21 protein-coding genes are annotated in these 21,675 nt (G+C 64.4%); 11 read left to right on the top strand and 10 right to left on the bottom strand.

Going from position 1 to position 21,675, the window contains the following annotated elements:
* Window positions 1-7 precede the first annotated feature (7 nt).
* Genes NKI06_RS03920 through NKI06_RS03900 form a run of 5 tightly spaced genes read left to right on the top strand, consistent with a single transcriptional unit; the run spans window position 8 to window position 4,107 of the window.
* A complete protein-coding gene (locus NKI06_RS03920; protein ID WP_352984147.1) occupies window positions 8-994 on the top strand; it encodes an ABC transporter permease in 987 nt (328 codons plus the stop codon).
* The gene (locus NKI06_RS03915) at window positions 991-1,821 is read left to right on the top strand and encodes an ABC transporter permease (protein WP_352762659.1); all 831 of its coding nucleotides are present in this window, start codon (window positions 991-993) and stop codon (window positions 1,819-1,821) included. Before NKI06_RS03920 ends, NKI06_RS03915 begins: the two co-directional genes overlap by 4 nt.
* Complete coding sequence (locus tag NKI06_RS03910; RefSeq protein WP_352984146.1) at window positions 1,818-2,819, top strand: ABC transporter ATP-binding protein; 1,002 nt, start codon at window positions 1,818-1,820, stop codon at window positions 2,817-2,819. The genes NKI06_RS03915 and NKI06_RS03910 overlap by 4 nt, the downstream gene beginning before the upstream one ends.
* A complete protein-coding gene (locus NKI06_RS03905; RefSeq protein WP_352984145.1) occupies window positions 2,816-3,601 on the top strand; it encodes an ATP-binding cassette domain-containing protein in 786 nt (261 codons plus the stop codon). The genes NKI06_RS03910 and NKI06_RS03905 overlap by 4 nt, the downstream gene beginning before the upstream one ends.
* Window positions 3,598-4,107 (top strand): L-2-amino-thiazoline-4-carboxylic acid hydrolase, encoded by a 510-nt coding sequence (locus tag NKI06_RS03900; RefSeq protein WP_352984144.1) that lies wholly within the window; start codon window positions 3,598-3,600, stop codon window positions 4,105-4,107. The genes NKI06_RS03905 and NKI06_RS03900 overlap by 4 nt, the downstream gene beginning before the upstream one ends.
* An 11-nt stretch (window positions 4,108-4,118) precedes the next feature.
* On the opposite strand, the gene NKI06_RS03895 is transcribed toward NKI06_RS03900, so the two are convergent.
* The 5 genes from NKI06_RS03895 to NKI06_RS03875 are packed head-to-tail and all read right to left on the bottom strand — an operon-like array spanning window position 4,119 to window position 9,156.
* Window positions 4,119-4,901: a DeoR/GlpR family DNA-binding transcription regulator gene (locus NKI06_RS03895; RefSeq protein WP_023692035.1), complete on the bottom strand. Its 783-nt coding sequence runs from the start codon at window positions 4,899-4,901 to the stop codon at window positions 4,119-4,121.
* A gap of 2 nt (window positions 4,902-4,903) precedes the next feature.
* A complete protein-coding gene (locus NKI06_RS03890; protein WP_352984270.1) occupies window positions 4,904-5,707 on the bottom strand; it encodes an HAD-IIB family hydrolase in 804 nt (267 codons plus the stop codon).
* A gap of 7 nt (window positions 5,708-5,714) precedes the next feature.
* On the bottom strand, window positions 5,715-7,007 hold the full coding sequence (locus NKI06_RS03885) for an iron-containing alcohol dehydrogenase (protein ID WP_352984142.1): 1,293 nt from the start codon (window positions 7,005-7,007) through the stop codon (window positions 5,715-5,717).
* 14 nt (window positions 7,008-7,021) lie between these two features.
* The gene (locus NKI06_RS03880) at window positions 7,022-8,479 is read right to left on the bottom strand and encodes a xylulokinase (RefSeq protein WP_352984140.1); all 1,458 of its coding nucleotides are present in this window, start codon (window positions 8,477-8,479) and stop codon (window positions 7,022-7,024) included.
* Window positions 8,479-9,156 carry a beta/alpha barrel domain-containing protein gene (locus tag NKI06_RS03875; protein ID WP_023672934.1) on the bottom strand — a complete coding sequence of 226 codons (678 nt, stop codon included), beginning with the start codon at window positions 9,154-9,156 and terminating at the stop codon, window positions 8,479-8,481. The genes NKI06_RS03880 and NKI06_RS03875 overlap by 1 nt, the downstream gene beginning before the upstream one ends.
* A gap of 237 nt (window positions 9,157-9,393) precedes the next feature.
* Between NKI06_RS03875 and NKI06_RS03870 the strand changes: the two genes are divergently transcribed.
* The 5 genes from NKI06_RS03870 to NKI06_RS03850 all read left to right on the top strand — a co-directional run bounded on the left by NKI06_RS03870 (window position 9,394) and on the right by NKI06_RS03850 (window position 13,777).
* Window positions 9,394-10,707, top strand: a complete 1,314-nt coding sequence (locus NKI06_RS03870; protein WP_023672935.1) for an ABC transporter substrate-binding protein — start codon at window positions 9,394-9,396, stop codon at window positions 10,705-10,707.
* 67 nt (window positions 10,708-10,774) lie between these two features.
* Window positions 10,775-11,704 carry a carbohydrate ABC transporter permease gene (locus tag NKI06_RS03865; RefSeq protein WP_155923309.1) on the top strand — a complete coding sequence of 310 codons (930 nt, stop codon included), beginning with the start codon at window positions 10,775-10,777 and terminating at the stop codon, window positions 11,702-11,704.
* A 10-nt stretch (window positions 11,705-11,714) separates the two neighbouring features.
* Entirely contained in the window at window positions 11,715-12,548 is an 834-nt protein-coding gene (locus NKI06_RS03860; protein ID WP_023686650.1) for a carbohydrate ABC transporter permease, read from the top strand.
* A 12-nt stretch (window positions 12,549-12,560) separates the two neighbouring features.
* Entirely contained in the window at window positions 12,561-13,616 is a 1,056-nt protein-coding gene (locus NKI06_RS03855; protein ID WP_352984138.1) for an ABC transporter ATP-binding protein, read from the top strand.
* On the top strand, window positions 13,613-13,777 hold the full coding sequence (locus tag NKI06_RS03850) for a hypothetical protein (RefSeq protein ID WP_023701459.1): 165 nt from the start codon (window positions 13,613-13,615) through the stop codon (window positions 13,775-13,777). Before NKI06_RS03855 ends, NKI06_RS03850 begins: the two co-directional genes overlap by 4 nt.
* A 22-nt stretch (window positions 13,778-13,799) precedes the next feature.
* Here NKI06_RS03850 and ggt read toward each other — a convergent pair whose 3' ends face one another.
* From ggt to NKI06_RS03825, 5 genes are read right to left on the bottom strand one after another with little or no spacing between them, the layout of a single operon-like run.
* The gene (ggt, locus tag NKI06_RS03845) at window positions 13,800-15,386 is read right to left on the bottom strand and encodes a gamma-glutamyltransferase (protein WP_352984136.1); all 1,587 of its coding nucleotides are present in this window, start codon (window positions 15,384-15,386) and stop codon (window positions 13,800-13,802) included.
* 41 nt (window positions 15,387-15,427) lie between these two features.
* Complete coding sequence (locus tag NKI06_RS03840; protein WP_352984135.1) at window positions 15,428-16,729, bottom strand: NAD(P)/FAD-dependent oxidoreductase; 1,302 nt, start codon at window positions 16,727-16,729, stop codon at window positions 15,428-15,430.
* Window positions 16,730-16,731: 2 nt separating this feature from the next.
* The gene (locus tag NKI06_RS03835; RefSeq protein WP_023820474.1) at window positions 16,732-18,114 is read right to left on the bottom strand and encodes a glutamine synthetase family protein; all 1,383 of its coding nucleotides are present in this window, start codon (window positions 18,112-18,114) and stop codon (window positions 16,732-16,734) included.
* A gap of 6 nt (window positions 18,115-18,120) precedes the next feature.
* A complete protein-coding gene (locus tag NKI06_RS03830; RefSeq protein WP_352666185.1) occupies window positions 18,121-19,404 on the bottom strand; it encodes a glycosyltransferase in 1,284 nt (427 codons plus the stop codon).
* Window positions 19,405-19,414: 10 nt separating this feature from the next.
* Window positions 19,415-20,353, bottom strand: coding sequence for a GntR family transcriptional regulator (locus NKI06_RS03825; RefSeq protein ID WP_352984133.1), 939 nt, complete (start codon window positions 20,351-20,353; stop codon window positions 19,415-19,417).
* A gap of 235 nt (window positions 20,354-20,588) precedes the next feature.
* Between NKI06_RS03825 and NKI06_RS03820 the strand changes: the two genes are divergently transcribed.
* Entirely contained in the window at window positions 20,589-21,653 is a 1,065-nt protein-coding gene (locus NKI06_RS03820) for a polyamine ABC transporter substrate-binding protein (RefSeq protein ID WP_023686655.1), read from the top strand.
* Window positions 21,654-21,675: the final 22 nt, after the last annotated feature.

Genomic DNA, 21,675 nt, shown 5'->3' with positions numbered 1-21,675 from the left:
CTTTCCCATGACCCGCGCCCTCACCCTCATCCGCCGTCGCCTCGTCGGCAGCATCTTCGTGCTGCTGATCGTCATCATCGGCACATTCCTCCTCCTGGAAGCTGCCCCCGGTGACGCGGTCGACGCCTACATCGTCTCGACCGGCGGCGACGCCGGCATGATCGAATTGCTGCGTCATCGCTGGGGCCTCGACCAGTCCGAGCTGACACGGCTCGCGAACTATCTCTGGGCGCTGCTGCATTTCGACCTCGGCCAGTCCGTTACCTTCTCGCGGCCAATTCGCGATGTTATCCTGGAACGCCTGCCGACGACACTGCTCCTGATGGTGACCGCCACTGCGCTCTCCTTCGGTTTGGGCTCGGCGCTCGGCATCTACGCCGGCGCCAGACCCGGCAGCTTTCGCGACCGCTTCCTGTCGATCGGCTCGCTGGCGCTTTATGCCGTGCCGGGTTTCTGGCTTGGCCTGGTGCTGATCGTCGTCTTTGCCGTCGACCTGCGCTGGCTGCCGATCGGCGGCATCGAGAGCCTGGCCTCGGACAAGACCGGTTTTGACCGCGCCACCAACATCGCCGTCCACCTCGTCCTGCCGGTTTCCGCGCTCGGCTTCATCTATCTCGCGCTCTATCTGCGCATGATGCGCGCCGGCATGGCCGAGGCGTGGCGGCAGGATTTTGTGCTCGCCACCCGCGCCCGGGGGCTGTCACGCCGCCGCATCGTGCTCGCCCATGTCGCCCGCAACGCGCTCTTGCCGCTGGTCACCATGCTCGGCCTGCAATCGGCGCAGATGCTTGGCGGCAGCGTCGTCATCGAGGGCGTCTTTGCCGTGCCCGGCCTCGGCCGGCTGGCGCAGGAAGCGGTCGCCTCGCGCGACACGCCGCTGCTGCTCGGCATCATCCTCACCAGCGCCGTCCTCGTCATTGCCGTCAACCTTGCCGTCGACATCGCCTACGCCTTCCTCGACCCGCGCGTCGGCGCCAGCGAGGCCAGCGCGTGAGCGCGCTGCCGCGGTTCCTGCGCCGGCCGGAAGCGGTCGCCGGCGCGATCATCCTGGCGCTTCTGTTCGCCATGGCGCTGTTTGCGTCGCTGCTCTTCCCCGGCGACCCGCAAGCCATTGCCGGACCAGCACTGCTGCCGCCGTTCCAGGACTGGTCGCTGCCGCTCGGCACCGACCGGCTCGGTCGTGACGTGCTGGCCGAACTGTTCCACGGCGCCCGCAGCTCGCTGGCGGTCGGCCTGGCCGCGGCGGCGGCGGCACTCTTCATCGGCGCGGTCGTCGGCACGCTGGCCGGCTTTGCCGGCGGCCTTGTCGACGAGGGGCTGATGCGCATCACCGATGCCTTCCAGACCGTGCCGAGTTTTCTCCTGGCGCTGGCCTTCGTCAGTGTCGTCGGGCCGTCGCTCGGCGTCGTCGTCACGGCAATAGCGCTTGGCGCCTGGACCGGACCGGCGCGTGTAGCCCGCGCCGAAGTGCTGTCGATCCGCGAGCGCGATTACGTCGCCGGCGCTCGCGTCATCGGCATGCATCCGCTTGAGATCGCTTTTCGCGAAGTGCTTCCCAACGCTCTGCCGCCGGTGCTGGCCTTGTCCTCGGTAATCGTGGCGGCCGCGATCCTCACCGAGGCAGCGCTTTCCTTCCTCGGTCTCGGCGACCCCAATCGCGTCACCTGGGGCGGCATGATTGCCGAGGGCCGCACTGTGCTGCGCACCGCGCCCTTCCTGTCGATCGTTCCAGGTATCGCACTCGTGCTGACCGTGCTCGGTATCTATCTCGCCGGCGAAGGCGTGGTGGAGACGACGGTCGTGCGGAGGAGCCTGTCGTGACCGCGCTGGCTGAGATCCGCGATCTCTCGGTGCACTATCGGCGGGATGGGACCGAGGTGACGGCGCTGAAGGGGGTCAGCCTGGATGTTATTGCCGGCGAGCGGCTGGCGGTCATTGGCGAAAGCGGTTCGGGCAAGAGCACGCTGGCGCTGGCGGTGGCTGGACTGCTGCCGGCGAGCGCCAAGATTGAAGGGCATGTCAGGTGGCAATTTCAGGCGCCGCGATCCTTCCCACCCCCCTCTGTCCTGCCGGACATCTCCCCCGCAAGGGGGGAGATCAGCAGCTTTGCCGACGGCTTCCCTTCTGCAACGTTCGTGGTTGGCGAAGGCGGAGATGAGAGAGCAATCTCCCCCCTTGCGGGGGAGATGTCCGGCAGGACAGAGGGGGGTGTGACGGAACGCCGACCTCTCAAATTAACCGAGCCCAGCACGCTCCCCCTTCCCGGCCGCGACATTGGTTTCGTTTTCCAGGACCCCTCCGCCAGCCTCGACCCCGTCATGACCGTCGGCAAACAGATCGCCGAAGTCGCCTGCACCCACCTCGGCCTCGACTTGCCACAAGCTTACGCCAAAGCCAAAACCCTGCTCGAACGTGTCCGGCTGCCCGATCCACAAACCGCCATGCGCGCTTTCCCGCACCAGCTCTCCGGCGGCCAGAAGCAGCGCGTTGCAATTGCCGCGGCCATTGCAGCCGGTCCGAAACTGCTGATCGCCGACGAGGCGACCAGCGCGCTGGACACCATTGTGCAAGCGGAAATCGTCAGCCTCATTCGGCAACTGGTGGCGGAGGACGGCATGACGCTGCTGTTCATCAGCCACGACATCGCGCTGGCCGCCGAACTCGCAGAGCGTATCGCTGTATTCCGGAACGCCGAACTGATCGAACTCGGCCCGACGGAGCAAATCATAAACGCCCCGCGCCATGCCTATACGCGAACGCTGCTCGACGCCCATCTCGGCCTCGACGCCGATCCGCTGCTACGACGGGCGCCGGCATGAACTTGCTCACCGTCTCCGGTCTTACCAAGCGATACCGTCGTGGCGGCAAGGCCATCGCGGCCGTCGACGGTGTCTCCTTCGCCATCGAACCCGGCGAGACGCTGGCGCTGGCCGGGCCCTCCGGCAGCGGCAAGTCGACGATCGCGCGGCTGGTGCTTAGGTTGATCGAGCCCGACGCCGGCACCGTCCAGTTCGAAGGCGATGACTTTCTGCTCTTGAAGGGTGCGGCCCTGCGCACCAAGCGCGCGCGCCTGCAAATGGTTTTCCAGGATCCGCTCGCCGCGTTCAACCCGCGCGCCACGGTGGCTCGCGTGCTTGACGATCCCTTGCGCATCCATGCCATCGCTTCCCGCGCCGAGAGGCCGGCCCGCATTGCTGCCTTGCTGGAGCGCGTCGGGCTGGCAGCCGATCTCGCCTCGCGCGCCATTCACGAAATCTCCGGCGGCCAGCGCCAGCGCGTCGCCATCGCCCGAGCCATCGCGACCAAACCGTCGCTGATCGTGCTCGACGAAGCGGTGTCGGCGCTCGACGTTTCGGTGCGCGGACAGATCCTCGAGCTGCTGCTCGACCTGCAGGTCAGGGAACGGATCGCCTATCTCTTTATTTCCCATGACCTCGGCGTGGTGCGGGCCATCGCCCACCGCGTCGTTCTTCTCGACGCCGGGCGGATCGCCGAGAGCGGCGACGCCCGCAACGTAATCGACGCGCCGCAATCGGCAATCGGCAAGGCGCTGGTTGCGGCGGCGCCAAGATTGAACAAAAGTAGCAGGCAGGTACCATGACCGAACCAGAAGCCAGAGCCGAAAAACTCTCGCGCGAACTCGATTCCGCCTTCCGCAACCGCGCCGATCTCTACCGTCTGTTTCTCGACGAGCTGACCCGCGAACTCGGCGCGGAAAAGGCCGAGGCGATCATGATCCGCACCATCGAGCAGCGCGGCAAGGAGGTGGCGGCGGCCGCCTTCGCCCGTTTCGGACCTAACGACGCGCCGGCCATCGGCGAGGCATTTTTGGCCGTCAGCCCGGATGGCGGCCTGATGTATCCGACGGATGTCGAGCGCGGGCCGGACCACATCGCTTTCAAGGTGAAGCGTTGTCCGCTGAAGGACGCCTGGGTCGAGGCCGGTGTCGGTGATGAAAAACTCGCCACGCTCTGCCGCATCGCCGGCGCTTTCGACCGTGGTCTGTTCGAGGCAACGGGCGTGCGCTTCGACAATGTCACCTGGACGCCGGGCCACGGCTCCGGCTGCTGCCACATCGCGCTGACCAACCGGGATGCCCCCGGATAGGCAGTTGCTGATCAGCCGGCGGCAAACACATGCAGCTCCGTGCCCGCCTGTTCGGCAGCAGTGCGCAGGTCGGCCTTTGGTTCGCTGTCGGTGACGATATCGGCAATGTCATCGAGCCCGCAGATGCGTTCGAGACTGCTGCGGCCAAACTTGTCGTGTGTCACCACCAGCACCGTCGACAGTGAACGCGATATCATTGCGCGTTTAACGGCCGCGGCGCCCGAGATCATGTCGCTCGGACCATCGGCGCTTATCCCCGATGCGCCGATAATGGCGACGTCGGCATTGTAGCGGCGCAGGAACTCGACGGTGTCTTCGCCCAACACGCTGCCTTCCCGGCTATCATAGGTCCCGGGGCAGAGCAGCACCCGAAAGGTCGGATTGGCGCCCGCCACCGAGGCCACGCCGGTGGAATTGGTAATGATAGTCAGGTCGCGCTTCAGCTGCGAAAGGTTGCGCGCCACCTCATAAGTGGTCGAACCGCCATCGATCATCACGATCTGGCCCTTCTGGACCAGGCCCGCTGCGCCGCGGCCGATGCGGGCGCGCTCCTCGACCAGGGTCAGGCCGCGCTCCGAAATCACCGGCTCTGATGTCACCAGCGAGATCGTCGCACCGCCATAAGTGCGGTTGATCAGCCCGGCATCGCCGAGTTCGATGAGATCGCGGCGGATGGTCTCGCCGGCGACGCCGATGCGCCGTGCAAGTTTGGAGATGCGGATGGACGCCGACCGGCGCACTTCCGAAAGGATAAGCGCGTGCCGCTCCTTCTTCGTCAGTCGGCCCTGATCCATGATTATTCCATTCCCTTTGCAGCAATCAGTGCGTCGGCAAGCTCGGCAAACCCTTGCGCGCCGCGCCCGCTTGTGACGAAGGCAGGAGATGCCGGAAGTTCGCCGGCGAAGTCCAGCACATTAGCGACACCGACGCTGTTGGGGAAGAAGCCGAACATTGGCGCATCGTTTGGACTATCGCCGACGAAGACAATGCTGTCCTTGTCGTGGTCTATGTCTATACCAAAACAGTCGCGCAAGAATAGCCGGCTTGTTGACAGTTTGTCGTATTTGCCGAACCAGCCATTGACATGGATGGACGAGATTTTCGCCGCCGCTCCATAGCGCTGAAAGATAGCGACGATCTTCAGCACTTCAGATTTGGGCAGCGGCGCCACGTCCTCGCAAAAATCGATCGCCAGATCGGCCTCGCGATAGGCCTGGTCGGCCGCGACCGCCGCACCCGGAACTTCGCGCAGAACGGTTTGCTCGATCTCCTTGAGGCGCGCGGCATCGGCCTGCCGTTCGGCAGCGCTCTTGGCGTAGTGGCGAACAATCCGCTTTTTGGCGTCGTCGTAGCGGAAATAGAAGGCGCCGTTCTCGCCGATCACGCCGTCCACCGGCCATTGCCGGGCGATCAGGTCGCACCAGCCGGCAGGGCGGCCGGTAACCGGCGCGACAATGAAGCCGGCCTGCTTCAGCCGCTCGAGCGCCGCATAGGCTTTTGCCGGCAACCGACCCTTGTCGGTCAAGGTGTCGTCTATGTCGGTCAGCACGACAGCGATGTTGCGCCGGTCCGGCGCGGTGAAGTCGGTGAGCGGACGCAGCACCCGCTCAGGCTCCCGCCGCAACCGTTTCGAGCGAGGCAGCAGCGACGTCGAGCATGGTGAACCTGTCGCGGATCAGCCGCGCATTGGCGACCGCCTCGTCGTAGAAGCCAGCCGGTATGGCGACCTCTTGCGGCGTGGTTGGGGCGCCGGCGGCACGCAGTGCTGCCGCGATCTCGCGCGCCGGGCGTGCCACCCGCAGCAGCCTTTCGCGATGCGAGCGCCACTGCCTGGCCAGCATGGTGTTGACAGCGTCCGCCCGTTCGCGGTCCAGCAGCTTGGGCTTGAATGCCGCCCAGCAGGAACGTCCGAGCGTTTCGCCGAAGATCTCGATGAAGCGGTCTGGCGTATCGGCGGACGGCGCGAGCTGCAGCTCCCGCAGCGCCAGCACGCGTTCCTGCAGCCGCGCCATCGTCAACGTCGTCACCGCTATGTGCTCGCCGTGATGCGCCTCGGGCAATCCCTGGCCCCGCATGTCGATATAGTGGGCGATGAGATGTTCGCCCTGACTGGCCGGATAGGAGCCGCCGCACAAAGTCATGCCAAGGCCCGACATGACCAGCGTGCGCACCAGCACTTCCATCGCCTCAAGGTCGCCGGTCCCGAGTTCGCCGGCTTTGGCGATAAGCGCCTCCTCGTCCTCGGCCAGAAGCATGAACGGCGCCTCCCGGTAGGGCGTGCCGAGCAACAGATGCGCCATCAGCCAATCGGTCTGCGCGGTCGGCCGCGCCATCGAATCGCCGAAGCCGGCAGCGATCAGCCGGTGCGGCGCTCGCGCCATGACATCGAGATCGAGGAAGACACCGACCGGCAGGCTCGCCGTCAGCGATTTCTTCAGGCCGTCCTCTGTGATTGCCGCCGACACCGAGGTGTAGCCGTTCATCGACGGCGCGGTGCCGAACACCGCATAGGGCTTTTGGGTCAGATGGGCGGCATATTTGGTGATGTCATTGATCGAGCCCGATCCGACCGCGACCAGACCGCTGGCGTCTTTCGTGCGGGCGATCACCGATCGCACGGCGTCCATGTCGGGATGCGGACTGCGCGGCAGGATGATCTTGTCGACATCGATCGAGCCGCGCAGCGCAATCGACACTCTCTCGCCGAGAGCCAGCCTTGTGTCGGGATCCATGACAACGGCGAGCCTGCGGCCGAGCGGCAGCGGCTTGACCAGCGCATCGGCCTCGTCGCCGAGACCGCGCCCTATGACGATGGTCTTCAGCGGGACCGACAGCATTCCCTGGCTATCCGGGTCAGGCAGCGTGCCGGCAATAAGGCGATCGAGCATTTGTCTGGACATAGGATGCAGTCCGGTCAGTCAGCATGAAGCGGGGTCAGGGCATCGAACAAGGTGCGATACCGGCGGTAACTTCTGTCGTAGGCGGCCTTGGCGGAAGGATCAGGGTCGATCGTCTCGACGTGGCCGGCCAGCCTTTCAGCCGCCTGCTGCACTGAGGAGGTAAGGCCGACGGCCGCGGCGGCAAGGATTGCCGCACCGATCGGCGAGGCATCGGCCGCACCCGCGATCTCGACCGGCCTGCCGCTGACATCGGCCCGGATTTGCCCCCACACCCGGCTGCGCGCGCCACCGCCTGAGAGCCGGATGCGCCCGGTTGTTATGCCGAGCTCGTCCAGCCGGTCGACAACGTCGCGCATGGCGAAGGCGCAGCCTTCCAGCACTGCGCGAGCGCAGGCCGCTTTGCCGTGGAAGGATGTCAGGCCGTAGAAAGCGGCACGCGCTTCGGCGATCCAGCGCGGCGCCATGGCACCGGACAAGGCCGGCAGGAACAGCAAATCGTCGCTGCCGGCAACCACCGTCGCCGCCAGTTCCGACATCGCCGCCGGCGAATCGACGCCGAAGGTTGTTAGAAACCACGTCACCGCGCCGCCCGAGAGCCATCCGGGATTGGAGATGAAATAGCCGTCGCCGAGAAAGCCATGGGTCTCGACCAGGCCGCCGGGGTCGAGGCGAAGCGTGCCGGACACCGCGCCGACCACTTCGGCCGTGCCGAGATTGCAGGCGACGACACCGGGCACGACAACCCCGGCGCCTATGGCGGCCGAAAAATCATCGCCGGTGCCGACCGCCAGCGGCGTGCCCACAGGCAGACCGGTGAGCTCGGCGCCGGCGTGGGTCAAGGCGCCGGCGATCTCAGATGCATCGTCGATGCCGGGCAATTTATCTGCATCGATGTCGAAGGCCGCCAGCAGATCGCCGGCATAATTGTGCTCCTTCAGCCCATAGAGCATGGTCGTCGAGGCCAGCGCGTGATCGATGACGGCACGACCGCACAGCGCTGCGACCACGAATGATACCGGTTGATGCCAGAGCGCCACTCGGCGCGCTTCGGGCAGGTTGCGCGCGGCCCAGCGGATTTTCGCCGCCATATGGGTGGCGTCCAGAACGAGACCGGTGCGCTCACGGATGAAGTCCGGGTCGATGCCGGCGATCTCTCCTGCCGCCCGCCGGTCCATCCAGATGATGCACGGAGCCAGCGCCTCACCATTGCGATCGACCGCGACGCAGCCGTCGAGCTGGCCGGCAATGGCAATACCCTTGATGTCGGACGGCGCAAGCCCAGCCTTGTCGAGCGCGCCGGCAATGGCCGGCTTGAGCGCCGCCAGCCACAGCGCCGGGTTCTGTTCGGCCCAGCCGGGCGCCGGGAAGGCCGGCTGGTACAACACAGCGGCCTCGCCACGCAGCCGCAATTCGTCATCGACAACGATCGCCTTCAGGCTTTGTGTGCCGAGATCGATGCCGATGACTGGCATTAGACACGCTCGCAATCCGCGAGGACATCCCGCAGTTGCGAGAGGATAGAACCTTTCGTCGGCGAATAGGAGCCATCGAAAACCGCTGTGCCAATGGTAAAAGCGTTGGCGCCGGCCAGCTTGATTGCCTTGATCCGATCGGCTGATGCCACAGCGCCGGCGACGATCAGATGCCGCGACGGACCAAGCCCGCGCCGGGCTGCGCGCACCAGTTCGGCCGGGTCGGCCTCGGTGGCGCGATAGGCGAGGATGTCGCATCCCGCACAACCCTTCTCGGCGAAGGCCCGGCAGTCGGCCTCGACATCCTCGGCCGAACCGCCGAGCTTGGTCGGATGGCCGACCGGCCGCCCGGGAAAAGGGTAGTATTCGGTGCCGCTCCCCTCCAGCAACGCCATGATCTCGTCGACCTGGGTACCACCGAGCAGGCGCTGGATGCCGAGATCCCTGGCGATGCGCGCGGAATTAAGGCAGGCCTCAGCCGTCGTCGAGACAACTTCCATGTAAGTGGTGGCGCCTGTCCGGCCAATGGCGACAGCGAGCTTGCGCAGCACATCCGGCGCGACGCCAATATCCTTGAAGCCGACATGCTTCAGGCCGACCGGCTCAATCAAATCGACCAGGTCGAGACAGTCCTCGACCGTGCGATCGTTGCGCGTCAGCATGAAGATGAAGTCCATCCGAAAGGTCCCTCGCCTGGTCGGGAAAGCCGGTTTGCTGCCGGTCTGTTAACACCTCCCAACCATTTGTTGCAAGATGCCACATTTTGATTTGCAGTACCACACATTTTATGACAAAACGGGCGCCGGCCCGCCAGGCACGACTTCTAGGGAGAGGGAAGAATGCTCAAGCCGCTGAGACGTACCGCGTCCAGACTGCTCGTCGCAGTCGTATTTGTGTGGCCCCTGACGTGGCAAGTGACACAAGCGGACGCGTGGGATCTGAAAGAGGCGTCGAAACCCTATAGCGGCCAGACCATCCGCATGGTCGGCGAGGCGCTGCCGCCGCTCGAAGCGCTGAAGAAGATGGCGCCGGAGTTTGAAAAACAGACCGGCATCCATGTCGAAGTCGAGATGTACGAGCACTCGGAAGCCGTCAACAAGGTGCAGCTCGATCTCAACTCGCACCGCGGCCGCTACGACGTCATCATCCAGCCGCATCGCGAACTCGGCAAGTTCGCCACCAACAACCATCTGGTCGAAATCGCCAAGATGATGGCCGACCCGGCTTTGCGCGATCCGAGCTTCGAGCCGGAGAAGCAGCTCTACCAGACCGCCTGGCACGAAATCTCCTGGTATGACGGCAAGGAGTACGGCTTCCCCTTCACAGTGCTCAACATGTTCATGTGGTATCGCTCGGACCTGCTCGCCGATCCCAAGGAGCAGGCAGGCTTCAAGGCCAAGTATGGCTACGGCCTCGCTCCCGCCAAGGACTGGAAGCAATACCGCGATATCGCCGAATGGTTCTATCGCCCCGACCAGGGTTTTTACGGCACCGCCCTGCAGGGCAAGCGCCATGAGGCACTGTGGTATGAGTGGCTCAATTTCCTTTATTCCTTCGGCGGCGACGTGCTCGACGTGAAGAGCGGCTCGGCCTGCGGCCCGGTCATCGTCAACAGCCCCAAGGCCGTCGCCTCGCTCGAATATTACAAGAGCCTGCTGCAATTCTCGCCGCCGGACAGCCTCAACTATTTCTGGGATGATGTCATGGCGCTGATGCAGCAAGCCAAGGTCGCCGAGCTGATCATGTGGAACGACGCAACCTATGCCGTGTCGGTCGACACCACGGCCTCCACCGTGGTCGGCAAGGTTGGCTTCGATCTCGTGCCGCAAGGCGACGGCGGGAAGATCGGCCAGGTCGAGGGCTGGACCTATCTCATCCCGGTCTATTCGAAGAACCAGCAGGCCGCCTTCCTCTTCGTCCAGTGGATGATGGGCTATGACCGTCAGCTCGAACAGCATCTCAATGGCGGCGCTTCAGGTCGGCCGGATGTCTATGCCTCCGCCGAGGTGCAGAAGCTGCCCTATGCCAAGGCTTCGATGGAGGCCAACGAGCATGCGGTGCCGAAGGCGACGCTGCCGCAATCGGCCGAGATGACCGACATACTAGTGCGCGAACTGTCATCCTACCTCGCCGGCGAAAAGGAGGCGCAGGCCGCCCTCGACACCGCCGCCACCGACATCTCGACACTGCTCGGTTCTTGCGCACCCATGACCTATCCGGCACGATAGGCCTTGAGATGTCGCGCAGAGGCTACCCGCACAAGCGGGTAGCCGTTCTTGTCCGCAGGAAACGCCCGTGACGAACCGCACTCCATCGCCGCGCGGAATGCCGCTTCTCGACCGTGGGGTGGGGCCGCTCTTGATGCTGCCGGCGACGCTGCTCGTCGTCGTCTTCCTGGTCGGCCCGTTCTACTACATGGTCTACACCGCGCTGACCGACCTCAGCTTCGCCGACGCCAGCCATGCCGGCGCCTTCGTCGGTTTCGACAATTTCCGCAAGCTGATGCGCAACGACCCATTCTTCTGGGCATCGTTCCTGCTGACGCTGAAATTCGTCATCATCGCCGTCGGCCTGGAATTCCTGCTCGGCTTTGCGCTGGCCTTCCTGATCTTCCGCTTCGTCGCCAGCCAGCGGCTTCTCACCACACTGCTGCTCATCCCGATGATGATCGCGCCGGTCGCCGTCGGGCTGATCTGGCGGCTGCTGTTGCAGGGCGATTTCGGCATGCTCACCTTCTACATGCGCAAGGTCGGCCTGCTGGCGCAGAATTCGGCGGTGCTTTCGGCACCCGACCTGGTGTTTCCGACCATCGTCGCCATCGATGTCTGGCAGTGGACGCCTTTCGTCACCCTGATCATGCTCGCCGGGATGATGAGCCTGCCGCGCGCGCCGTTCGAGGCGGCGATGATGGATGGCGCCAAACCGTTCCAGATTTTCCGAAACGTCATGCTGCCGCTGCTGCGGCCGGTCATCGCGCTCGTGCTGCTGCTGCGCGGCATCGACGCCTTCAAGGAGTTCGACAAGGTTTTCCTGATGACCGGCGGCGGACCGGGAACGCTGACCGAGCTGGTCTCGATCTACGCCTACCGCGTCAATTTCCGTAACTGGGACCTCGGCTACGGCGCCGCGGTCGCCTTCATGATCTATCTCGTCGTGCTGATCCTGTGCTCGGTCTTCTACAAGGCCGTCTACTGGTCGAGCCGCAAGCAGGTGGGGGCGTTTTGAGGGCGCTGCGATGATCGATCAGTCCACCAACCGCGCCTGGAAAAGCTTTGCCTGGGCGGTGTTGCTCGTCGCCGTCGTGGTGGCGCTGACGCCTTATGTCTGGATGGTGCTGGCGTCGTTCAAGAACCGCGTCGATCTTCTGTCTTCTGTGCCGAAATGGATTTTTTCGCCGACGCTTGCCAACTATCCCGCCGTCTTCATCGACAAGGGATACTGGCCGCTGGCGATCAATTCGGTGCTGATCTCGGTGTCGTCGACCATACTCTGCATCGTCATCGGCGCGCCAGCGGCCTATGGCTTTGCCCGCTCGGATTTTCCCGGCAAGGAAGACCTGTTCTTCTTCTTCCTGACCACGCGCATGGCGCCGCCGATCTCAATCGCCGTGCCGCTGTTCCTGTTCTTCACCTCGCTGGGCCTGATCGACACCATCTACGCCGTTGTGATCGCCCACACCTCCTTCAACCTGTCGCTCGTCGTCTGGATGATGCGCGGCTTCTTCGCCGAAATCCCCAGGGAGATCGACGAGGCCGCGATGATGGACGGCCGCTCGCGGCTCGGCGCATTCTTCTTCGTCGTCGCGCCGCTGGCCGCACCCGGCATCGGCGCCACAGCGGTGCTCTGCTTCATCCTGTCGTGGAACGAGTTCCTCTATGCCTTCATCCTCGTCGCTTTCGACGGGCGGCCGCTGACCGTCGGCATACCGGGGCTGGTGACGCCGCATGGCACGCTCTGGGGACAGGTCGCGGCAGTCGCGATCGTGGCAACGCTGCCGATCGTGCTTTTCACGTTCCTTGTCCAGAAACAGCTCGTCCGCGGCCTCACCTTCGGCGCGGTCAAGGGTTGAAGGGATCCTTGCATGGCAATTGTTTTCGACGGCGTCACCAAGGCATTCCCGGACGGGACGGTGGCGCTGCAGGTGCTCGATCTTGCTTTCGAGCCCGGCGAATTCCTGGTTCTGCTCGGGCCCTCTGGTTCCGGCAAGACGACAGCCTGCCGGCTGCTTGCCGGCCTTGAACGTCCCACCGCCGGGCGCATCATGGTCGAGGGCCTCGATGTCACCGACCTGCCGCCGCGCCTGCGCGGCATGGGCATGGTGTTCCAGAACTATGCGCTCTACAGCCATAAGAGCGTCTACGAGAACATCGCCTATCCCTTGCGCATCCGAAAGATGCCGGCCGCCGAGCTTGACCGCTGCGTCCGCGCCATGGCCGAGCTGCTTGAGATCACCCGTTACCTCGACCGCCGCCCTTCGCAATTGTCGGGCGGCCAGGCGCAGCGCGTGGCTGTGGCCCGCGCACTCGTCTGGCAGCCGAGCCTCTGTCTGATGGACGAGCCGCTGTCCAATCTCGACGCCTTGTTGCGGCTCCACATGCGCACCGAGCTGAAGCGTCTGCATCGCGAGCTGAAAAAGACCTTCGTCTTCGTCACCCACGACCAGGAAGAGGCGATGACGCTGGCGACCAGGGTCGCGGTGTTGCGCGAAGGCGCACTGATCCAGTACGACGACCCGCGCGAGATCTATCGGCGGCCTGCCAATCGCTTCATCGCCGAATTCATCGGCCGTCCAGCGATGAACACGTTCGATGGCGATGTCCGCGCCGGCGTCTTCCACGCCAGCGGTTTCACTTGCCCGCTTCCGGGAAAGCCTGATGGTCCCATCGTGCTCGGCATTCGCCCGGAGCAGATCCAGCTTGTCGACGCGACTGCCGGCGACGCCATCCTGTTTGCCGTCGACGTCGTCGAACCGGTCGAGCCGGACGTGCTGATCTTCGCCAATAGCGAGGCCAACGCGCTAATCGTCAGGACTGTGAATGACGATCGCGCTTTCGATCCCGGCCAGCCGCTTTATCTACGCTTTCCGCCGGCAGCGCTGCACACATTCGATGCTGTGTCGGGAGCGCGGCTGCCGTGAGCACGCTGCTCGCTTTGGTGCCGCTGGCCGCCGCAGCCTTGGTCTGGTGGCTGTTCTACAGCTTCAACCGGTCGCGGCGCTGGTTCTCGACAGGCGAACTCATCTTCTGGGACGCCATTGCACTGGTAACCCTGCAGCTTGTCTGGCTGATCTGGTTCTGAATGCGCATTCCAGCAACGCAGATCAGTAGCCCAGCGCACAACCGTCCTTGCGAGGATCGGAGGCACCGGTGAGCGTGCCCTTTTCCCAATCGATCAGCACCAGCTGGCCGCCGCCATGCGGCTCCTCGGCGATCGAAACCTGATGACCGCTCTGACGCAGGCCGGCGATCGCCTCAGCCGGAATCCCGCGCTCGGCCAGCACGGCATTGTCCTTGTAGAACACCCGTGGCGCATCCAGTGCCTGCTGCGGGTCCATCCCGAAATCGATCATGTTGGTCAACAGATGGACATGGCCGAACGGCTGGTAGCCGCCGCCCATCACCCCGAACGGCATCACCACCTTACCCCCTCGCGTCGCCATGCCAGGCATGATGGTGTGCATCGGTCGCTTTCGCGGCGCGATACGATTTGGATGGCCTTCCGTGAGGCGAAAACTGCTGCCGCGATTCTGCAGCACGACGCCTGTCTTGGGACCGACGACGCCGCTGCCGAAGGAACCGAAGGTCGAGTTGATGAAGCTGACTGCATTGCGGTCGCGGTCGACCACGGAGATATAGACGGTGTCGCTGCGCGGCAGCTCAAGCCGCGGCAGATGCGTCATGGCGAGGGCCGGATCGATGGCGGCGCGCAGCCGCTCCGCATAAGCTGCCGACAGCAGTTGTTCGACGGGGACCTGGACGAAATCCTGGTCGCCGATGAAAGTATCGCGGTCCTGGTAGGCAAGCCGGCCGGCTTCGATCTCGAGATGCAGCCGCTGGGCACTGTTCGGCTCCAACGAACCAAGGCTGAAGCCCGAAAGCACATTCAGCATGATCAGCGCCGTCATGCCCTGATTGTTCGGTGGCATCTGATGGATATCGTAGCCGCGATAGGACGTATTCACCGACGTGACGTAGTCGCCTTGGGTCTCGGCGAAATCCTCCAATGCATGCAGCCCGCCCAGCGCGCGAAGACGTTCCACCAGATCGTCCGCGACTTCACCTTCATAAAACCCTGCACGGCCTCGGTTGGCGATGATGCGCAAGGTGTCCGCCAAGTGCGGCTGCCGATGCACATCGCCGGCTTGCGGCGCCCTTCCCTCGGGCAGGAATATGCGCGCGGCATGTTCATCGGCTGAGAGCAGGGCGACCTCGTCGGCCCAGTCGAAGGCGACGCGATCATGAACGACATAGCCTTGTTCGGCATAGCGAATGGCTGGCGCCAGCGCGGCGTCGATGCCCTTTTTTCCGTGGTCCTCGAGTAGCCGGCACCATGCATCGATGGCGCCTGGTATGGTGACGGCATGCGGTCCGGCCGCAGGCAGTTCGCAATGCCCCCGCTCCAGATACCATTCGGCGGTTGCCGCAGCGGGCGAACGCCCCGAGCCGTTGAAAGCGAGAACATCGCCCTCGCCTTTGGGACTGTAGAGCACAAAACAGTCGCCGCCGATGCCGGTCGATTGCGGCTCGACGACGCCTTGCACCGCCGCAGCGCACACAGCGGCATCCATGGCATTGCCGCCGGAGCGCAGCATGTCGATGGCGGCCAGCGTCGCCAGCGGATGCGATGTCGCCGCCATCGCTTCTGTCGCGCGAACTGGCGAGCGTCCGGGGGACTGAAAATCACGCATGCAATCGCCTCCAATGATTTCGCGCCCGCCGGCCGCAGCCTTCAATGCTTGATGCGGTCGCGCATGGCGTACCACAACATCCCCAGCACATAGAGCGGGCCCCGCAGCGCCGTACCGCCCGGGAACGGCATCGGCGTCAGCGTCGAGAACAGGTCCAGCCGCGAGGCGTCGCCCGTAATCGCTTCGGCCAAGAGCTTGCCCGACAGCGTTGACAGGATGACGCCCTTGCCGGAATAGCCATGCGCGAAATAGACCTCGCCATAGTGCCCGACATGCGGCAGCCGCGACGTGGTCACCGACACCAGACCGCCCCAGGCATGATCGATGCGGCAGCCCTTCAGTTGCGGGAAGGTGGCCTCCATGTGCGGCCGCACGAAACCGGCGATGTCGGCCGGCGGCGATGGCGTGTAGCGCTCGCCGCCGCCGAATAGCAGCCGACCGTCCGCCGACATGCGGTAGTAGTTGACGACGAAGCGTGTATCGGACACCGCCACATTGGCCGGGATCACATTGCGCTTGCCCTCCAGCGGCTCGGTGGCGACGATATAGTTGCCTACCGGCATGATGCGGCTGTTGACGCGCGGCTCCAGCCCATGCAGCAGCGCGTCGCCGGCCAGCACGACATGTTTGGCCCTTACCGACCCCTGCGCCGTCGAGACCCGGATCGAAGGCTCGCGCTCCAGCTTTACCGCGACGGAATTTTCATGGATGACGACACCGGCCGCCACGGCGGCACGGGCAAGGCCGAGCGTGTAGTTCAGCGGATGCATATGGCCGCCGAGCGACTCATACATCGCGCCATGATAGGGCGTGTCCACCTTGCCGCGTGCCTGCGCCGCCGACAGGATCTCGACGTCGCGGAACTTCATCACGCTCTCGAGGCATTTGGCCTCGTCTTCGAGATCCCTGAGGTCGGAGCCATTAACGGCACCGACGAGATGGCCGGTCAGCCGCAGATCGCAGTCGATGGCGTGGCGCTCGATGATGTCGAGCACCAGGCCCCGCGCCTCGAAGGCGAGGTCGAACAGCGCCTTCGCCCGCTCGGGGCCGTAGAGCTTGACCAGCCCCTTGGCGCCTTTGCGCAGGCCGGGGATCATCTGGCCGCCATTGCGGCCCGACGCGCCCCAGCCGATCTTGCCGCCTTCGAGCAGCACCACCTTCAGGCCGCGCTCGGCGGCATGAAGGGCGGCCGACAGGCCGGTGCAGCCGCCACCGACCACCACCAGATCGGCGCCGACATCTCCCACCAGCGCCGGATGGTCCGGCGCCGGATTGGCGGTGGCGACATAATAGGAATTGCCGATATCGAGGCTCGAATTGAAACCCGTTGAGCCGGAGGACATGATCACACCTTCAGCAGCAAATGGTCGCGTTCCCAGCTCGTCACCACGCTCTGGAACAGGTCGAGTTCGACGCTCTTGACGCGCAGATAGGTCTGGAAAAAATCCTCGCCGAGCAATGCCCGCACCGGCTCGCAAGCAGTGAAACGATCAAGCGCCTCCTCCATCGTTTTCGGCAGCGTGCTTTTGATCCTGTAGGCATTGCCCGAGGCCTCAGCCGAGCGCGCCAGCTTCTGCTCGACGCCGAGATAGCCGGCAAGCAGCGAACCGGCGATCGCCAGATAGGGATTGCAATCCGCACCCGGCAAGCGGTTCTCTACCCGCCGGGCGGCGCGGCCACCTGCCGGCACGCGCAGGCCGCAGGAGCGGTTGTCATGCGACCATTCGATGTTGGCCGGCGCGCTGTGGTTCGGCCGGATGCGGCGGAACGAGTTCACGTTGGGTGCGAACAGCGGCATGATCTCGGGCACATATTTCTGCAGGCCGCCGATGAAATGGCCGAACATTTCGGTGTCTGCATCATCTCTGTCGGCAAACAGCGCGGCGCCTGTCGTTTCATCGACGACAGACATGTGCAGATGCATCGAGCTGCCGGCCTGCGCGGCGATCGGCTTGGCCATGAAGGTGGCGTGCATGCCGCTCTGCTGCGCCGCCTGGCGAGTCAGCCGCTTGAACAGCAGCACCTGGTCGGCGAGTGGCACCGCGTCGCCGTGCAGCAGATTGATCTCCAGCTGCGCGGTGCCCGATTCATGGATCAGCGTGTCGAGCGGCAGGCCGGCGGCTGCGGCATAATCATAGACGCGCCTTATCACCGGCTCGAATTCTTCCAGCGCCACCATGTCATAGGGATGCTGCGAGCCCTCGGCGCGGCCATTGGCGCCAACCGGTGCCGTCAGCGGCTGGTCGGGATTCGGATTGGGCGCGGTCAGATAGAATTCGACTTCCGGCGCCACCACCGCGCGCCAACCGCGCTTTCGGTAGAGATCGAGCACGGCGCGCAGCACATGTCGTGGCGAGGCCATCCAGGGCTTGCCTTCCATGTGGAAGGCGTCGGCGAAGACATAGGCTTTGCCAGCGCCACCGCCCGGCGCCAGGCACAGCGTCGACATATCAGGCACCATGCGCATATCCGGGTCTTGATAGGCAAAGCCTTCGTCGATGGAACCGGAGTAGCGGCCATCGATGCTGACCAGGAAAGCGCTGCTCGGCAGGTAGAGCGCGCGGTCTTCCAGCGCCTTGAGGAATTTCACCGTCGGCAGCGCCTTGCCGCGCAGCACGCCATTCATGTCGGGCACCAGGCACTCGACCTCCGTTATGCCGTGCTGGGCGAGCCAGGCCTTGGGATCGTTGCCGGTGAAGAGAGCGGTGTTGGTATTTTTGTCCTGCATTTTGGTTCACGTACCTATGAGAGAGAGTATGGCTTGCGCGGCCACATCCGTTCCAGGGGTCAGCGCCATCTTGGCAGCATTGTCCCTGAGGCGGGCGCGCATCGCATCGTCGGCCAGCAGGCCGAGAATGGCTCTCTCCAATCCCCCTTCGGTCCAGGCGTCGCGGCCGATATGGTCGCCCACGCCCGTCTCTCCCGCGCGTTGCGCATTGTCATGTCCGTCCCAGCAATAGGGCATGATCAGCGACGGCACGCCGAAGCGCAGCGCCTCGCAAAAACTGTTGTTTCCTCCGTGATGAATAAACAGGTCCGACTTCGCCACCACCGAAGGCTGCGGAAACCAGGCGTCGAGATAGACATTGTCCGGCACCGCGCGGTAGGCGTCGCGCAGGCCGCCGGCATTGACGATGAAGCGCGCCGGCAGCCGGTCGAAGACGGCGAGCATGCGTTCGATCAGCCCGACATCCATCGCGCCGAGACTGCCGAAGCTGACATAGACCAGCGGCCCGCCATTGCGCGGAAACACCGGCACCTCGAACGGCCCTTCCGAGCGCACGCAGCCTTCGAGATAAACGAAGCGTTTGGGGTCGAGCGGCTCGGCCCGCTCACGCCGTACGATCGCTGGCGTCAGCAGCAGATTGAGGTCGGGTGATGTCTCGAGGAACAGGCCCTTGGGCAACGGCGCCAGGCCGGCATCCGCGCGAAAACGGTTGAAGCGCTCATGCGCGGGTGCGGAGGCCGCGAGATAGCGCGCTTCGAACGCCGCACGTTGCGGGTCGTCGGCACCCATCCCCGAGAGATAGGGCGGCACCTCGGCATCCGGCAGTTCCGTCTCGGCACAGGAGACGACGCGCACCCACGGGCAGCCGGCGGCGGCGATCGCCGGGAACATGATGACGTTGTCGAGCACCACCACATCCGGCTTCAGCCGCGCCAGCAATTGGCGCAGCGGCGCCTCGGCGTTGACGGCGGTGTCGACGATCGCTTGCCAGGTCGGCGCGACATAGGTCTCGAGCTGGTCGATCGGGCTCAGCCGGAAATGCGGCAGGTGCCGGCGCACGAAGGCCTGCCAATAGCTCTGGCGGTCGCTGTCGCTCAGCGGCTCATCCGTCGGCAGATGGTATTCCTGGAAGCCATAGTCGGTAAAGACGCCGGAGAAGCCGGCATGGCAGATGAAGACGGGGCGAGCGCCCCGTGCGCGCAATGCCTGTGCGATACCGACGCAATTCAACGCGGCGCCGAAACTGGCTTCGGGAAACAGCGCGATGGTCGGGCTGGCTTTACGCGTCAATTATTCCTCTTCAATCCGGCCGGCTGATCATGCTGAACAGTGCGGGAGCTCCGCGGCTGGCTGCTTGCGGTCGCTGGCTGCGGGAGAGCCGCAGGTGGATGCGAAGCAGATCGGCAGCCACCTCATACTGCCGGCTTTCAAGATAGTCGAGTATGCCCGAGCGTTCGCGCAACGATTGCCGCAGCCGAAACACGTTGACGCCGGAATAGATGCCCGGCAGCCGGCGCAGGCGGAGATGATCGGCCAATGCATCCGACACAAAACGGTTGGCGCAGCCCTCGGCGATCATGCCATGAAAATCCATGTCCAGCCGCTGGAACTCGCGCGTGTCGAATGTCTCGTCCGGCAGCGCTGCAAGCGCTTCCATGCCTTGCCGCAACATTGCTGCCCGCGCCCCGTCCAGCCGAAAGCCTGGCGTCAGGATGGCCGCCGGCTCCAGCACCAGGCGGAACTCGTAGCTTTCGCCTTGCGCCTCCGGATCGTCCGGCGCGCGGCGAAACAACCAGGATTGCCCAGGCGCACGATCCAGAAGATTCTCGTCGGTCAGTTTGTTAAGTGCTTTTAGTACCGTCTTGCGATCAGCGTCGTAGCGTCGCATCAGCCCCGCGATGGTCACCGTCTGGTCCAACCGTCGCGCCGAGCGGTCGCGCAGGATGGCTTCGGCGAGCTCGTCTTCCTCCGCACTAGGTAGCTCGGCGGCAATGGCGGGCTGGGCGGCGAGGTCGACCGTCAGATGATAACCGCTGTCGGCCTCCCAGCGCACCACGCCCCGTTCCGCGAGCAGGCCGAGTGCGGCGCGTACGGGCGTGCGCGAGACATTGCACAGCGAGGCGATCTGCTGTTCGGGCAGGCGGGCGCCAGGCTCGAAGCCACGCTGCCGCGCCACATCCAGGATGCGCTGCGCCAGATCGAGATGGTTGGTGCGAGGTCGTCTGGCTACGGCTTGCATGACTTTTCTCGAATGCGAATGTGGCGCATTGGTCTGGCTGATCGCCGGAACAGGGACAATCGGCCAAATTCCTCCGTCGGTTGACAGATTATGGATTGACGTACTTTTTTCTGCAATAGTACTGTCGGCACAATCGGCGAGAAAAGACCGAGGGAACAGGATCGAGGCAGGCGCGCGCGTCGCCGGCCTTGGTCCGGCAAATGATTTCGACGATCAAACCGAATGGGAGACTGCCATGACCGCTACCAGCCTGCGGCGCCGTGCGCTCAATACATCCTCAATCGCTCTCGGTCTCGCCCTGACGCTCTCGGGGCCGGCCGCCGCAGCCGACCTCGTTATTTCGAACTGGGATGGGTACATGGCACCCGACGCCATGGCCGCTTTCAAGACCGCCACCGGCATTGCCGGCGAAGTGGTGGTGCACGCCACCAATGAAGAGATCATGGGCAAGCTGATTGCCGCCGGCGGCAAGGGCTATGACGTGGTCTTCGTCTCCTCGCCCTTCGCCGAAGTATTGAACAAGCTTGGCCTGACCGAGCCGATCGACCATGCCAAGATCCCCAACCTCGCCAACCTCTATCCCGAAGCGACCAAGCTGCCGCACGATGCCGGCAACGCTTTCTCCGTGCCTTACACCTGGGGCACGACGGGCCTCTGCTACCGCTCTGACCTTGTCAAGACGGCGCCCACGAGCTGGAGCGACCTGCTCGCCCCTTCCGACGAGATGAAGGGCAAGACCACCATGCTGGCGACCGATCGCTGGCTGCTGGCCGCCGGGCAGCTCGACAAGGGCTATTCGGTCAACGAGACCGACCCGGCCAAGATGGCCGAGGTCAAGGACCTCTTGATCTCCGCCAAGAAGACCCTGCTCGCCTATGACGACACCACCTTCTATTCCAAGCTGGTTTCCGGCGAGGCGCTGATGGTGCAGGCCTGGGACGGCTGGTGCAATTACGGCATCGCCGACAAGCCGGAGATCAAATACGTCATCCCTAAAGAAGGTTCGGACCTGTGGGTCGACACGATGGTGGTGATGAAGGCGTCCGAGCACAAGGACGACGCCTTCAAGTTCATCAACTTCATGCTCGACGCCAAGAACCACGCCTGGGCGGCGCAGAACATCGACTACAAGGTGCCGAACAAGCCGGCGATGGAAAGCCTGCCGGCCGACTTCCTGGCCAAATTCCCCAACATGGCGATGCCGGTGGCCGATCTCGTCAAGTTCGAGCAGTTGCGTGACGTCGGCGAAGCCCAGCGCGACTATTCCAAGATCGTCAGCGAGATCAAGGCCGCGCAGTAAGCGGCGCAGACTTCACGGCCGG

Source organism: Mesorhizobium sp. M0772 (assembly GCF_040320135.1).
Taxonomy (GTDB): Bacteria; Pseudomonadota; Alphaproteobacteria; order Rhizobiales; family Rhizobiaceae; genus Mesorhizobium.
The sequence above is the reverse complement of the archived record's forward strand: the minus strand, read 5'-3'. Positions and strand labels throughout refer to the sequence as shown.

What these genes read in the sequence shown, in the direction of transcription:
- NKI06_RS03860 (WP_023686650.1), top strand. Translation starts at nt 11,715, where the DNA reads ATGATCGATCAGTCCACCAACCGCGCCTGGAAAAGCTTTGCCTGGGCG.
- NKI06_RS03855 (WP_352984138.1), top strand. Translation starts at nt 12,561, where the DNA reads ATGGCAATTGTTTTCGACGGCGTCACCAAGGCATTCCCGGACGGGACG.
- NKI06_RS03835 (WP_023820474.1), bottom strand. Translation starts at nt 18,114, where the DNA reads ATGCAGGACAAAAATACCAACACCGCTCTCTTCACCGGCAACGATCCC.
- NKI06_RS03880 (WP_352984140.1), bottom strand. Translation starts at nt 8,479, where the DNA reads ATGCCAGTCATCGGCATCGATCTCGGCACACAAAGCCTGAAGGCGATC.
- NKI06_RS03895 (WP_023692035.1), bottom strand. Translation starts at nt 4,901, where the DNA reads ATGGATCAGGGCCGACTGACGAAGAAGGAGCGGCACGCGCTTATCCTT.
- NKI06_RS03875 (WP_023672934.1), bottom strand. Translation starts at nt 9,156, where the DNA reads ATGGACTTCATCTTCATGCTGACGCGCAACGATCGCACGGTCGAGGAC.
- NKI06_RS03885 (WP_352984142.1), bottom strand. Translation starts at nt 7,007, where the DNA reads ATGTCCAGACAAATGCTCGATCGCCTTATTGCCGGCACGCTGCCTGAC.
- NKI06_RS03825 (WP_352984133.1), bottom strand. Translation starts at nt 20,353, where the DNA reads ATGCAAGCCGTAGCCAGACGACCTCGCACCAACCATCTCGATCTGGCG.
- NKI06_RS03820 (WP_023686655.1), top strand. Translation starts at nt 20,589, where the DNA reads ATGACCGCTACCAGCCTGCGGCGCCGTGCGCTCAATACATCCTCAATC.
- NKI06_RS03905 (WP_352984145.1), top strand. Translation starts at nt 2,816, where the DNA reads ATGAACTTGCTCACCGTCTCCGGTCTTACCAAGCGATACCGTCGTGGC.
- NKI06_RS03900 (WP_352984144.1), top strand. Translation starts at nt 3,598, where the DNA reads ATGACCGAACCAGAAGCCAGAGCCGAAAAACTCTCGCGCGAACTCGAT.
- ggt (WP_352984136.1), bottom strand. Translation starts at nt 15,386, where the DNA reads ATGCGTGATTTTCAGTCCCCCGGACGCTCGCCAGTTCGCGCGACAGAA.
- NKI06_RS03920 (WP_352984147.1), top strand. Translation starts at nt 8, where the DNA reads ATGACCCGCGCCCTCACCCTCATCCGCCGTCGCCTCGTCGGCAGCATC.
- NKI06_RS03840 (WP_352984135.1), bottom strand. Translation starts at nt 16,729, where the DNA reads ATGTCCTCCGGCTCAACGGGTTTCAATTCGAGCCTCGATATCGGCAAT.